This window comes from Demequina sp. NBRC 110053 (genome assembly GCF_002090095.1).
Lineage (GTDB): Bacteria > Actinomycetota > Actinomycetes > Actinomycetales > Demequinaceae > Demequina.
Genome location: NZ_BBRJ01000003.1, coordinates 25935 through 38749, shown reverse-complemented (window position 1 = coordinate 38749; position 12815 = coordinate 25935). Strand labels below are relative to the sequence as shown.

At 71.1% G+C, this 12815-nt stretch carries 16 protein-coding genes and 1 pseudogene; 7 read left to right on the top strand and 10 right to left on the bottom strand.

What is annotated here, in order from left to right; all coding sequences use genetic code 11:
- Positions 1–274 precede the first annotated feature (274 nt).
- Positions 275–499: pseudogene (locus B7K22_RS12370) on the top strand (tyrosine-protein phosphatase); the annotation flags it as partial.
- A gap of 59 nt (positions 500–558) precedes the next feature.
- Complete coding sequence (locus B7K22_RS12415) at positions 559–690, top strand: hypothetical protein (protein ID WP_255372186.1); 132 nt, start codon at positions 559–561, stop codon at positions 688–690.
- Between the two features lie 45 nt (positions 691–735).
- Here B7K22_RS12415 and B7K22_RS09330 read toward each other — a convergent pair whose 3' ends face one another.
- The 3 genes from B7K22_RS09330 to B7K22_RS09320 form a co-directional block, all read right to left on the bottom strand.
- Positions 736–1035, bottom strand: coding sequence for a DUF4235 domain-containing protein (locus B7K22_RS09330; protein WP_084040001.1), 300 nt, complete (start codon positions 1033–1035; stop codon positions 736–738).
- A gap of 38 nt (positions 1036–1073) precedes the next feature.
- The gene (locus B7K22_RS09325) at positions 1074–1316 is read right to left on the bottom strand and encodes a hypothetical protein (RefSeq protein ID WP_084040000.1); all 243 of its coding nucleotides are present in this window, start codon (positions 1314–1316) and stop codon (positions 1074–1076) included.
- A gap of 123 nt (positions 1317–1439) precedes the next feature.
- Positions 1440–1976, bottom strand: a complete 537-nt coding sequence (locus tag B7K22_RS09320) for a MarR family winged helix-turn-helix transcriptional regulator (RefSeq protein WP_234983432.1) — start codon at positions 1974–1976, stop codon at positions 1440–1442.
- 41 nt (positions 1977–2017) lie between these two features.
- Here B7K22_RS09320 and B7K22_RS09315 point away from each other — a divergent pair, with 41 nt between their 5' ends.
- A complete protein-coding gene (locus B7K22_RS09315; RefSeq protein ID WP_200807421.1) occupies positions 2018–3058 on the top strand; it encodes an EamA family transporter in 1041 nt (346 codons plus the stop codon).
- Complete coding sequence (locus tag B7K22_RS09310; protein ID WP_200807420.1) at positions 2994–3746, top strand: alpha/beta fold hydrolase; 753 nt, start codon at positions 2994–2996, stop codon at positions 3744–3746. Before B7K22_RS09315 ends, B7K22_RS09310 begins: the two co-directional genes overlap by 65 nt.
- Before the next feature lie 22 nt (positions 3747–3768).
- Here the strand turns inward: B7K22_RS09310 and B7K22_RS09305 are convergent, their stop codons facing one another.
- Positions 3769–4110 carry a helix-turn-helix transcriptional regulator gene (locus B7K22_RS09305; RefSeq protein ID WP_144276376.1) on the bottom strand — a complete coding sequence of 114 codons (342 nt, stop codon included), beginning with the start codon at positions 4108–4110 and terminating at the stop codon, positions 3769–3771.
- Positions 4111–4183: 73 nt separating this feature from the next.
- Here B7K22_RS09305 and B7K22_RS09300 point away from each other — a divergent pair, with 73 nt between their 5' ends.
- From B7K22_RS09300 to B7K22_RS09290, 3 genes are all read left to right on the top strand, one after another.
- Positions 4184–4588: an arsenate reductase ArsC gene (locus B7K22_RS09300; protein ID WP_084039998.1), complete on the top strand. Its 405-nt coding sequence runs from the start codon at positions 4184–4186 to the stop codon at positions 4586–4588.
- Entirely contained in the window at positions 4585–5292 is a 708-nt protein-coding gene (locus tag B7K22_RS09295; protein WP_084039997.1) for an aquaporin, read from the top strand. The genes B7K22_RS09300 and B7K22_RS09295 overlap by 4 nt, the downstream gene beginning before the upstream one ends.
- A 65-nt stretch (positions 5293–5357) precedes the next feature.
- Positions 5358–5693: an RNA polymerase-binding protein RbpA gene (locus B7K22_RS09290; RefSeq protein ID WP_084039995.1), complete on the top strand. Its 336-nt coding sequence runs from the start codon at positions 5358–5360 to the stop codon at positions 5691–5693.
- Here the strand turns inward: B7K22_RS09290 and B7K22_RS09285 are convergent.
- From B7K22_RS09285 to tatA, 6 genes are all read right to left on the bottom strand, one after another.
- Positions 5690–6436, bottom strand: a complete 747-nt coding sequence (locus B7K22_RS09285; protein WP_084040461.1) for a polyprenol monophosphomannose synthase — start codon at positions 6434–6436, stop codon at positions 5690–5692. The two genes, B7K22_RS09290 and B7K22_RS09285, sit on opposite strands and share 4 nt — an antisense overlap.
- Complete coding sequence (lnt, locus tag B7K22_RS09280; RefSeq protein ID WP_084039994.1) at positions 6430–7959, bottom strand: apolipoprotein N-acyltransferase; 1530 nt, start codon at positions 7957–7959, stop codon at positions 6430–6432. The genes B7K22_RS09285 and lnt overlap by 7 nt, the downstream gene beginning before the upstream one ends.
- 89 nt (positions 7960–8048) lie before the next feature.
- Positions 8049–10787 (bottom strand): RNA helicase, encoded by a 2739-nt coding sequence (locus B7K22_RS09275; RefSeq protein WP_084039992.1) that lies wholly within the window; start codon positions 10785–10787, stop codon positions 8049–8051.
- Positions 10784–11740: a diacylglycerol kinase family protein gene (locus tag B7K22_RS09270; RefSeq protein ID WP_084039990.1), complete on the bottom strand. Its 957-nt coding sequence runs from the start codon at positions 11738–11740 to the stop codon at positions 10784–10786. Before B7K22_RS09270 ends, B7K22_RS09275 begins: the two co-directional genes overlap by 4 nt.
- Entirely contained in the window at positions 11737–12549 is an 813-nt protein-coding gene (gene tatC / locus B7K22_RS09265; RefSeq protein ID WP_234983431.1) for a twin-arginine translocase subunit TatC, read from the bottom strand. Before tatC ends, B7K22_RS09270 begins: the two co-directional genes overlap by 4 nt.
- Positions 12539–12814 carry a Sec-independent protein translocase subunit TatA gene (gene tatA, locus B7K22_RS09260; RefSeq protein WP_084039988.1) on the bottom strand — a complete coding sequence of 92 codons (276 nt, stop codon included), beginning with the start codon at positions 12812–12814 and terminating at the stop codon, positions 12539–12541. The genes tatC and tatA overlap by 11 nt, the downstream gene beginning before the upstream one ends.
- Between the last annotated feature and the right edge of the window lies 1 nt (position 12815).

The window sequence follows — 12815 nt, the reverse complement described above, 5'->3', positions numbered from 1 at the left end:
AGGCAGTCAGAACAACGTCGTGTGGGGATCAACTTGGCATCGCTGGGCATCGTAAGCGACGGACCGCGAAGCGGCGGGGCTCCGCCCGGGCCAGTGGCCAGCACCAGCGCGAGCGTGAACGTATGACGGAGACGGGAGAGCGATGCACCCCGCGCGAACGCATCTCGAATGACATATTGTGCATTATCGGCGTAGTCCGACGCGGAGAGAATCGCGCCAGAAGCGGTCGCCGACGCGCGGCCGCCGCCGATGCGACCCGTGCGAGACTCGGGCCATGCGTGATCCGCTGCATGTGTCGGGACTGGCGAGCGTGCGCGACCTCGGCGGGCTGCGGCGCACGGACGGGTCGGTGACGCCGTACGGATCGTTCGTGCGCGCCGAGGAGCTCGACCGCGCCGACGACGCCAGCTGGCAGGAGCTCCGATCCCACGGCGTCAACACGGTCATCGACCTGCGCGGGCCCCATGAGCGCTGGGCTGTTCCGCCAGACCCGAGGCGTCCGAGCGCCGCCACATCCTCGCTCGTCACGGCCACACGCCCGCGTCGCCCTTCTCAGAGATGTACGAGTTGCTCGACCCCGAAGCGTGGCTCGCCGCGTCCGCGCTCGAACCGGCCGCGCGCGCGGCGCTGATCAGCTGGCGCGGCGCGTTATCGCGACCTGTGCGCGAAGGCGGAATCGGCACCGAGTGACGGGTGCGTTCACGGCGTCCGCACGCGTCCGTCGACCACGACTCCTCAGCTGCCGGGCCAGTTGCCGGTGGCCCGCTCATACAAGCGCGCTCCGCCTCGCTGCACCAGCGTACGCACGACGGCGAAGATGGCGCCCTGCAGAGCCGCTGCCGCGACGATCTCCTTCATCGGGTACTCGGATTGCAACGGCCCGGGCGGGTCGGCATCCTTGCTCGCGGATGCTCTCTTCCACACCTGGTCGAAGACCTTGCTCGTGATGAAGCCAGCGAGCATGCTGCCCGCGAGTCCGATCGGCCGGTAGAGCAAGGCGGCCGAGGTGCTGGAAGACTTCTGTGATCGACTCATGGGCGCTCCTCTCGGTGTTCAGGCACGCGACGATCGCGCTACGCCAGCCCCGCCGGCAGGTCGGCGCCGTCGCGAGGGCGCCGGTCGCCCGTCACGCGCTGGGCCACGTCCCTCGTCGCGTTCTCCACCGCGCGCCTGGCCTGCAGGGCCGCGTCCCTCACGACGGGACTGCTCGCGAGGTCGTCGATCGTCGAGGTGAAGCGCTCGTAGGGGCCACGTCCGGCGCGTGATCCCAGGAGGAAGCCCACACCCCCGATCATCAGCCAGGTCATCTTGCTCACGGCACAGCCTCCTCTTCGATTGGCACGGACGGCCCCGCGTGTCGGCCGTGGAACGACCGAGCGGATCGCGGTGGCTCCTCTCGAGGCCGACAACCCTCCGCGGCGCTGGTGCATTCCCGTGGGTCAGCGCCGCGGCGGCGCGGGAGGCGCGTCGCCCAGGGCCTCCGCCAGCGCCTCGAGGCCCGACCGGAGCCGTTCGACGTCCTCCGGCGCCATCAGCTCGAGGATCGCCTTCTCGTTCGCCATGTGCGCGTCCTGTGCGGCGTCGCAGACTCGACGCCCCCGCGGCGTGAGCCGCACGTGCACCACGCGGCGGTCCTCCTCGTCGCGCGCTCGCTCGACGAAGCCGCGCGCCTCGAGCCGGGTGATGCGGTGGGTCGTGGTGCCCGAGGTGATCATCATGGCCCTGTCGAGCTCGCCCGCTGTCAGCGAGTACGGCTCGCCCGAACGGCGCAGCGAGGCGAGCACGTCGAACTCCCATGATTGCAGGTCGTGCTCAGCGAACACCGCGTCCAGCTTGGTCTGCACGACGGACGCCATGCGCGACAGCCGTCCGATGGTCGCCATGGGCGAGACATCGATCTCTGGTCGCTCGCGCTCCCACTGCGCCAGGAAGTGCCCCACCGCGTCCACGTCGCCTCCGGAATATCTTGACGTCAAGAGATGTGATATATCTTGACATCAAGATACAGGAGCTCCCCATGATCCGCACCCGCCTCATCGCCGCCACGGCCCTCGCCCCAGCCCTGTGGGGCACCACGTACCTCGTGACGACCGAGCTCCTGCCGGCTGACAGGCCGCTGCTGGCGGCCGTGATGCGTGCCCTGCCCGTCGGCCTCGTCCTCCTCGCGTGCACGCGCGATCTCCCCTGCGGCGTGTGGTGGTGGCGCTCGGCAGTGCTCGGCGTGCTCAACATCGGCGCGTTCTTCGCCCTGCTATTCGTGTCCGCGTACCGGCTGCCAGGCGGCGTCGCGGCAACTCTCGGCGCCGTGCACCCGCTGATCGTGGCGGTGCTCGCGGTCGTGGTGCTGCACGAGGCGGCGCGCGCACGCACCTTCGTCGCCGCAGGCGTGGGACTGGCGGGCGTGGCGCTGCTCGTCCTCGGTCCCGACGCCGCCGCTGACCCTGTCGGCGTGGTCGCGGGCGTCCTCGGAGGCGCATCCACCGCGCTGGGCGTGGTCCTCACCAAGCGCTGGGGCCGGCCCGTGCCCCTGCTGTCGTTCACGGCCTGGCAGCTCGTCTGGGGCGGCGCGTTCCTGATCGGGCCGATGCTCGTGCTGGAGGGTCTCCCTGAACGCCTGACATGGTCACACGGCGCCGGATACGCCTGGCTGGGAGTGCTCGGAGGGGTGGTCGCGTACGTGCTGTGGTTCCGCGGCGTGCTCGCCCTGCCTGCCGGCCAGGTCAGCACGCTCGCCTTTCTCGCGCCGCTCGTGGCTGCGCTGCTGGGATGGGCCGTTCTCGGACAGACCCTGACACTGCTCCAAGGCGTCGGCGCCGCAGTCATCGTGGCTGCCGTGGCCCTCGCGCAGGGCGGCCCCACAGCCTCTCGCGAGCGTGGCGGCGCCTCGCTAGGCTCCGACCATGGGCATCGAGAGGCGTACGATCACGGCCTCGGACGGGCGGCTGCTGCGCCTGCACGACGCCGGGACCCGCGGCTCGGACCCGTCGCTCGCAGTGTTCTGGCATCACGGCACGCCCGGCATCGGCGAACCGCCGGCGCCCCTCCTCGCTCTCGCTGATCAGCTGCGGCTGCGGCTGCTCGGCATCGACCGTCCCGGCTATGGGAAGTCCCAGCGGCTGCCGGGCCGGCGCATCGGCGACATCGCGAGCGACACCGCGGATGCCGCCGACGCGCTCGGACTCTCGTCATACGCCGTGATCGGTTACTCCGGCGGAGGGCCGCACGCGCTCGCCTGCGCCTCCGCCGATCCGCGCGTGAGCGCGGCGGTGGTGCTCGCCGGTCTGGCGCCTCGGGACGCTGACATCGACTGGTACGGAGGCATGATCGCGTCGGGACGGCATGTCCTCCGAGCGGCGGAGCGTGGCGAGGCCGCACGTCGTGCGGCCGAGGACGACGGCTACGACCCGGAGTTCACCGCGACCGACCTCGCCGCGCTCGACGGCACGTGGGAGTGGCTCGGCCGCATCGCGGGCTCGATGGGGGCCGACGACCTCGACGGCGCGATCGATGACGACCTCGCCTACGTGAGGGACTGGGGCGCGGAGATCGTCGCGGCGCGTGCTCCGACGCTGGTGGTGCACGGGGATGCGGACCGCATCGTGCCCGCCTCGCACGGCGCCTGGCTCGCGGAGCAGATGGGCGCGGAGCTGCGCCTGATCCCCGATGCTGGGCACATCGCGGTCCTGGAGCACGCCGCCCAGGCCCTCGCGTGGCTCGCCGATGCTGCCGCGAGGCACACGGGCTGATGGGCGGCGGTGGTCGCCTGCCCTAGCCGAGGGCCTGGAGGGCGCCCGCTACCGATGACACGGCGCCCGGCTCCACGCGGTAGAACGCCCACGTGCCGCGCTTGTCGCGCGCGATCAGCCCCGCAGCCGTGAGCTGGCGCAGGTGGTGCGAGACGGTCGGCTGGCTCAGGCCGAGCGGCGCCTCCAGATCACACGCGCAGACCGAGCCGTTCGCAGCGAGGAGCTGAACGATCCGCAGTCGCGCAGGATCCGCGAGCACCTTGAGCCGTGCGGCGATCTGCACATCCGGCTCGGGCGGGAGCGTCAGCGGCGTTCCTGGCGCGCACACCTCGCTGGCGGCGAGCAGGTTCTCCCCCATCGGCATGCGACGATGCTAGTTCACTGTATCGACATCTGTCGATATTGACAGTCATCAATGTTTGCGCGAGGCTTGCGCCATGAGCGATGCCAAGCCCTCCGTCATCTTCGTCTGCGTCCACAATGCCGGCCGGTCCCAGATGGCCGCCGGCTACATGACGCACCTGAGCGAGGGGCGCGTCGAGGTGCGCTCCGCGGGCTCGATGCCAGCCGACCAGATCAACCCGGTCGCCGTCGAGGCGATGCTCGAGGAGGGCATCGACATTCGCGAGCAGCGTCCCAAGGTGCTCACGCCCGAGGCGGTCCAGGCCTCCGACGCGGTGATCACCATGGGGTGCGGCGATGCGTGCCCCTATTACCCCGGCAAGCGCTACGAGGACTGGGTGCTCGACGATCCGGCCGGCCAAGGGATCGACGCCGTGCGGCCCATCCGCGATCAGATCCGTGGGCGCGTCGAGGCGCTGCTCGCCAGCCTCCTGGCGTGAACCGAGCACGCGCGCGGCGCGTCCTCGCGGAGTACCTGGGCTCGGGCGCGCTCGCCGTGGCGGTGATCGGCTCGGGCATCGCCGCGGCCGCGCTCTCGCCCGCTGACATCGGGCTCCAGCTCCTCCAGAACTCCTACGCGACCGCTCTCGCGCTTGCCGTGCTGATCGCCGTCTTCGCCGGCCTGTCAGGCGCCCACTTCAATCCCGCGGTCACGCTCGCGGAGCGGCGACTCGCGCCCGAAAACAGGCGGTGGAGCGAGGCGTGCGCGTACATGTGCGCGCAGGTCGTGGGCTGCATCTCTGGCGCCGTGCTGGCGAATCTGATGTTCGGACTCGACGCCGTGTCGTGGTCGCTGACCGAACGCACGAGCCTCGCCGCCCTGCTCGCCGAGACACTGGCGACGGCGGGGCTGGTCGCGACCATCTTCCTGCTCGTGCGAGCGCGGCGCACCGCGTGGGTCGCGCCAGCCGTCGGCGCATACATCGGGGCGGCCTACTTCTTCACCAGCTCGACGTCCTTCGCCAATCCGGCGATCACGATCGGTCGCATGTTCTCCGACACCTTCGCCGGGATCGCGCCCGGATCGGTGCTGCCCTTCGTGGGCGCGCAGCTGGTGGGCGCCGCGCTCGGCGTGGCCGCGACGCGGCTCCTCGCGCCCGCATCGGCCGTTCCCGTGTCTGGGAAGGCCGTCGAGGGAACATAACCCCCACCAGGGACGTTCCTCTGACGCGGACACCACCCCGTCCGACATCGTCGAGGGAGGCTGACATGGCTGATCGAGCACTGCGAGGCATGCGTCTGGGAACACAGAGCATGGAGACGCCCGCGAATGCAGAACTCGCGGAGCGCCGCGACGTCCACTACGACTGCGCGTGCGGGAGGGTGTTGACCTTTCCCTTCTCGGTCGAGGCCGACGTGCCCCTGTCATGGGAGTGCGCGTGTGGATCCGTCGCGCTGCTGAGGGACGGCGACCGTCCTGAGGCCAAGGACGAGAAGACCCAGCGCACCCACTGGGACATGCTGCTCGAGCGCAGGACCATCGCCGAGCTCGAGGACCTGCTCGACGAGCGGCTCGAGCTGCTGCGCGCTGGAAGGATCGGCTAGCGCGATCCACGCGTGAACGCGCGGCGCACACGCGCCGCGCGTTCTTTCATGCCCCAGCCCGTCACCTTCACGAGGGCCTCGCGGATGATCGCGCCCGACATCTTCGACTCCCCGTGCTCGCGTTCCACGAAGGTGATGGGCACCTCGACCACCGTCCCGCCCGCCTGCAGCACCCTCCACGCCATGTCGATCTGGAAGCAGTATCCCTGTGACTCGACGGTCGCGAGGTCGAGGGTGGACAGCGCCGATGCGCGATAGGCGCGGAAGCCGGCAGTCGCGTCACGGACGGGGATGCCGAGCATGAGACGCACGTAGCCGTTCGCGCCCGTCGACAGCAGGCGCCGATGCGCGGGCCAGTTCTCGACGGCGCCGCCGGGAATCCAGCGGGAGCCGATCGCGAGGTCCCACTCCCCTGGCGCGCCCAGCACGCGCGGCAGGTCCTCCGCCCGGTGGGAGCCGTCGGCGTCCATCTCGACCAGCACCTCGTAGCCGCGAGCGAGCCCCCACGCGAAGCCGGCGAGGTAGGCGGCCCCCAGGCCGCCCTTGCCAGGGCGGTGCAGGACGGAGACCTGGGAGTCGTGCTCGGCCCTCGCATCCGCCCACTCCCCGGTTCCATCGGGCGAGCCATCGTCGACGACCAGGACGTCGACCTCGGGGCAGGCGCCGCGCACGGCGTCGAGCTGTCGCGGCAGGGACTCCCGCTCGTCGTAGGTCGGGATGATGACGAGTGTGCGCGTCACCAGTCGTACCTGGCCGACAGGCGCCGCGACACGGCGGAGCCGGCGAACCCGAGCGCCACGATCAGCGGCAACCACTCCCACACCATGCGCAGGCGCACCGCTGGCGTGATGTCCGAGCGCAGCGGCACCTCGGCGTACATCTGGTCCGCGGTGAACAGTCCCGTCTGCTGCAGGAGCCGCCCCGTGGGATCGACGACTCCGCTGACGCCCACGGTCGAGATCTGCACCGCCGTGCGTCCCGTCTCGATCGCCCGCAGCCGGGTCATCGCGAGCTGCTGGGTGGACTCCGCCGTGTCCCCGAAGGAGGCGTTGTTGGTCTGCACGATGACCACCTCGGCGCCTGCGGCGACGGCGCCCGCCACGATCGGGTCGTACGCCACTTCGAAGCAGATCACCGTGCCGACGGTCACCGACCGTCCCAGAGCGGTGACGGGAACGACGACGGTCGCGGGACCCTCGCCAGACAGCACGTCCGTGGTCACGCGGTCGACCTCGGGGCTGAACCGGCGCGCGACGTCCCGGATGGGAATGTACTCGGCGAACGGCGCGGGCCGCTGCTTGGCGTAGGTGTCGAGGACGGCACCGTCGGGTGTCCACACGAGCGAGGTGTTGTACCGGCCGTCCTCGGGCGAGTAGTCGTTGGTTCCAAGGAGCACGGGAGCGCCAGCCGCCTGCGCGGACTCGGTCACCATCGCCGCTGACTGCTCGTCCGTCCTGGGGTCGTAGTCGGCGGCGTTCTCGGGCCACACCACGAGGTCGATGGGGCCAGGGTCCGATGCCACCAGTTCGAGCGTGCCGTCGCGATGATTGCGCGTCACCTCACGCGCGTTCGCGAAGGCGTCGAGCCCCGGTTCGGCGACGTTGCCCTGGATGAGCGCGAGACGGATCTCGTCTCCTCCGCCCTGCGGGCTCAGAGGGATGACGATCCCCGTGCACAGCACCGCGATCCCGGCCATGGGAGCCGCGAGCCCCGTGACGACCCGCCGGCGCATCAGCGACTCGAGGCCACCACCGAGAAGCGCGCCCGCCAGCGCCACCGCGAACGAGACGAGACCCGCCCCGCCGAGCCATGCCAGGTGGGCCACGGCCGCGTCGAGCTGCGAGAAGGCGATGCGGCCCCAGGGGAAGCCGCCGAACGGCACCACCGCGCGCAGCTGTTCCATGCCCGCCCACAGCACGGCGAACACGGGAGCCTCGGCCCAGACGATGCCGCGCAGCATGGCTGAGCGGCGCACGTGGGCCCACGCGGCTCCGAAGAGTCCGTAGAAGGCGCCGGACGCGATGGCCAGCGCGAGCCATGGGACGGCGCCCACCGCCTCGTGTGCCCACCACACATGCGGAAGCATGAAGGCCGATCCGAAGGCCCACCCGTAGAGGAAGCCGCCCCACGCGCTCGCCCGAGCCAGGGCCAGCCACAGCGCGGCGAGCGCGACATAGGCCAGCGGCCACCACCCGAGGTCGGGAAAGGAGGCGGCGAGCGCCAGTCCGCCTAGAGCGGCGACGACCAGGCGGAGAACGAACGACACGCGCCCAGCCTAGGCGAGCCGCGGCGCGGCCCGACGACGCCGCGCCTGGAGTGCCCCCGGCAGGAGACGAGGCATGAGGCTTGCCATCGTCAGTGCGCCACCACGCCGCGGCGCATCGCCTCGACGGCCGCCACGGCGCGCGAACGGAGCTGTACCTGCGGCGCGGACTGGGCGATCTGGTCGAGAACGTCGATCACCTGCTTGCACCACCGCACCATGTCGCCTGGCGCGATGTCAGTGCCGCTCAGCACCTGATCGAGTCCCTTGCCCTGTGCCCAGCCGTGGATGGGGCCGACGATGCCCCAGTGCGGCGCCGGCAGCTCCGGCAGCCCCCTGGCCGTCTGGATGTCGTCGATCCGGGACCACACCCGCTGGGTGTCGGTCAGCGCCGTCCCCAGCACCCCGCGCGGCCCCCCGGGGATCGTGGAGGTGCGGACCTCGTCTTCACGCCTGCCCCGGTACAGCAGCGACGATACGGTCGCGGCGAGCGCGGGCGGGTGCAGCCGGGCCCATGCCCCTGTCCGCAGGCACTCTGCCATGACCAGGTCGTTCTCCGAGTAGAGCGTCCTGAGACTGATGCCCGCATCCGTGATGACGGTGCTCTCGCCCTCGCCAGCGAGGTAGCCGAGCTCCCGGAGGACATCGCATCTCTTGTCGAACACCCGCGCGATGGACCCGGTCGCGCGCGAGATCTCGCCCATCACGCGGTCGCGGTCGCGCTGGGCGCGAAAGTGCCGCTCCGCCCATCGCGCATGGGCCTCGCGGTCCGGGCAGCGGTGGCAGGGGTGGTGCTGCAGGGCGCGACGCAGCTCCTCGACCTCCGCGTCCGGTCCGGCCACCGCTCCCTCGCTGCGAGCCTGCGCGGCGTCGAAGGTGTGACGCGCCTGCTGAACGACCTGGCCGAGCTCCTTGCGCGCGCGGGCATCGCGCACCTCGAAGCGCCGAGGCACCGCGATGTGTCCCACGGTGTCGAGCCCGAAGCGCAGCTCCGAGATCGCGAGACGGAACTGGCGGCCGTCGACGGACACGACCGTGGGGCGTGGGGAGGTCTCGTGCGGGTCGGTGCGCACCACCACGGCGAGTCCCGCGCGCTTGCCGCCGCCGATGCGCACGACCTCGCCCCGGCGCAGGCCCGCCAGGACCGCGGCGGTCGCCTCCCGACGCTGGCGCGAAGCCGCCTTGGCGGCGTTCTTCTGCAGGCGGCCCAGCCGCTCTCGCAGCGCCGCGTACTCCATGAAGTCGCCCTTGTCGCACGCCGCAGCCTGGCGGAAGCCCGCGAGCGTCGAGTCGAGCTCCCGCGCCTTGCGCGCCTTGCCCACCACCGACTGGTCTGCCTGGTACTGGGCAAAGGACAGCTCGAGCATCTCCCGCGCCTTCGTCACCCCTGACCGACCCACGAGGTTGATCGTCATGTTGTACGAGGGCTGGAAGGAGCTGATGAGCGGGTACGTTCGCCGGGAGGCGAGACGCCCGAGCTGGGCCGCGTCGAATCCGGGGTGCTCCACCACGACGGCATGGCCCTCGATGTCGATGCCGCGCCGGCCCGCCCGTCCGGTGAGCTGCGTGTACTCCCCCGCCGTGAGGTCCTGATGCGCCTGCCCATCCCACTTGACGAGCTTCTCGAGCACCACGGAGCGCGCGGGCATGTTGACGCCCAGCGCGAGCGTCTCCGTCGCGTAGACGACCTTGATCAGGCCCTCGGCGAAGAGCTGCTCGACCACCTCCTTGAACAGGGGGATCATCCCCGCGTGGTGGGCGGCGATGCCCGCCTCCAGATGGTCTCGCCAGTGAAGGAATCCCAGGGCGCCCAGGTCCTCTGCCGGCAGCGCGCCGCAGCGATCGTCCACGACCGCCCTGATGCGCGCCCGCTCCTCGTCCGTCGTGAGCCTCAGACCCGCTGCTCGCACCTGATCGACAGCGTCCTCGCATCCTGCGCGCGAGAACACGAACACGATGGCCGGCAGCAGTGCATGGCGGTCCAGCACGTCCACGACGGCGAACCGAGGAGGGCTTCGCCGTCCCTGCGGTCGGCGGCCGCCACGCGCGGGCCGCCTGGCGGGCCCACGCGACGCGGTGTCATGGCGCTGGCGACGGGTGATCGCCTCGAGCTCAGGGTTCAGGCGCGGCGTGGGGCCGGGATCGAGCGGGTCGACCCCGGGCGCGTACAGGTCGAAGATGCCCTCCCGCACCATGACGTGGGGCCACAGGGGGACGGGTCGGCGCTCGGACACGATCACCTTGGTGTCGCCGCGCACCTCGGTGAGCCACTCGCCGAACTCCTCCGCGTTGGAGACCGTCGCCGACAGCGCGATGATCGCCGTCTTGAGGTCGAGGTGGACGATCACCTCCTCCCACACGGAGCCGCGATAGCGGTCCGCGAGGTAGTGGACCTCGTCAAGCACCACGGCACCCAGGCGGTCGAGCGTGGGCGAGGACGCGTAGATCATGTTGCGCAGCACCTCTGTGGTCATGACGACCACCTGCGCCTCGGAGTTGATCGACGTGTCGCCCGTGAGGAGCCCGACGCGCTCGCTGCCGTAGACCGCGCGCAGCTCGTTGTACTTCTGGTTCGACAGCGCCTTGATGGGGGTCGTGTAGAAGGCCTTGTCCCCGCGCTCGACCGCGTGACGCACGGCGAACTCGCCCACGATGGTCTTCCCGGCGCCGGTGGGCGCCGCGACCAGCACCGAGTGGCCGTCGGCCACTGCCGCGCAGGCCTGCCGCTGGAAGTCGTCCAGCGGAAAGGACAGCGAGGACTCGAAGTCGGCGAGGTCCGTGTGCCGGGCCCGTGCCTTCGCCGCGGCGAAGCGCTCCGCAGGAGTGCTCATGCACTCAGGCTATCCGGCCTTCCGCCGAGCACGGTCAACGCGTGCGGCTGGACACGGACGTCGAGCGGCGCGGGGCCCACGAGCTCGCCATCCGCGAAGGCCGCTGGCAGCGTCGCGCCCGCAGACGACGGACCGATGCGCACGCGCTTGGCACGAACGACCTTCAGCTCGGGCTCGTCGATGACCGAGCCGTCGTACAGGCGAGGGAACAGCCGGGCGATCCGGGCGCGGCTCGCGGCATCGGCGACCACCACCTCGAGCATCCCGTCGGTGAGCGACGAGTCTCGGGAGATCCGGAGGCCACCGCCGAAGACCGGGCCGTTGGCGACCGCGATGAGCGTGCACGCCTGCTCCCATGACTCGCCATCCGCCTCGATCCTGACGCCGTAGGGACGGAACCGTGGGAGCTCGGTGAAGGTCGCGACCTTGTACTTCAGGGGCCCACGCGGGAATCGCATGCGGTTCCCGCGAGCGGCGATGGCCGCGTCGATACCCATGGACAGCACGGCCGAGAAGTAGCGACGGCCGCGCCGGTCGGCGACGCCGGCGCCATCGATGCGCCCGACGTCGACCGAGGCCGTCTGGCCGTCGAGGCCGCGTTCGACGGCGGCCACGCCGGCGACGATGTCATGCTGCGGCAGCCCGAGCGCCATCGCGGCGTCGTTGCCCGAGCCGGCGGCGATGATCCCCAGCGGCACCCTGGTGCCGGCGCACGCCTGGACCCCGAGGTGCACCATGCCGTCTCCACCGACGACGATCAGCGCATCGAGGTCGCGGTGACGGCCTCGGGCCTCCTCGAGGGACGCGGCCCACGAGCCGCGTGAGAGGTCCTGGACCCGGTGGCCCCGCGCCGCGAGCAGTGCGAGCGCCTCTGCGCCCCACCGCTGCCCGCGCCCCGACCCCGATGTCGGATTGGTGATGACGCCGAGCGTGAGCGCGGCTTGTCCGCTCACGCGCCGACGCCCCCCTGCTGCGCGCCCGCATCCTCCCGGGATGCGCGACGGCGGCCGCCGAGCCTGCCCTTGAGCGAGGCGATGCCGATGGCGCCGAAGTACAGCGCGGACATCGGCACGGCGAGCATCAGCATGGTGAAGACGTCTGGCGTGGGCGTGAGCACTGCCGACGCGGTGAAGATGATGATCACCGCCCAGCGCCAGCCGCGCAGCCACGTCCGCGCCTTCACCACGCCGGCCCACGACAGGAACACCATCACGACGGGGAACACGAACGCGATGCCGAAGGCGAGGAACAGGCGCAGGGTGAAGGTCATGAACATCTGCGCGTCCAGGAAGTTCGACCCGCCCTCGGGAGTGAAGCCGGTCAGGATGTCCACGGCGCGCGGGTACACCCACCAGGCGAGCGCGATGCCGCCGGCGAACAGCACCACCGCAGTGCCGAGGAACCCGACGGTGTAGCCCTTCTCGCGCCGGTGCAGCCCCGGCGCGACGAAGGCCCACAGCTGGTACAGCCACCACGGGGCGGCGAGCACTACGCCGATGAACAGCGACACCTTGATCTGCATGTCGAGTGCGGTGACGAGCCCGGCGAAGTTGATCGAGACCAGGCCATCCGATTGCTCTGCGGCGTCCAGCACCGGCTGCTGGAGGGCGTCGAAGACGAGCTCGTAGAAGAACCAGCCCACCACGGCACCCACCGCGATGCCGGCCAGCGCGAGGATCAGGCGGTTGCGGAACTCACGGATGTGCGCGGACAGCGGCATCCGCGCATCGGGCACGGAGCCGCGCGCGCGACTACGTGCCACGCGCCTCGTCGTCGGGGAGGTCGACCGTCGACTGCGGGACGTCGGTCGTCTGCTGCCTGCGTGCCTGGGACGGCGCGTCGCTCGCGCCCTTGCCGTCGCCCGCAGCGCGGGCGTCGTCGTCCTTGCCGTCGTCGGCCAGCGACTTGGTCTCGTCCTTGAGGATCCGCATCGACTTGCCGATGCTGCGCGCAAGCTCCGGGAGCTTGGGCGCGCCGAACAGCAGCACCACGATCACGGCGATGATGATGATCTCGCGGGGACCCATG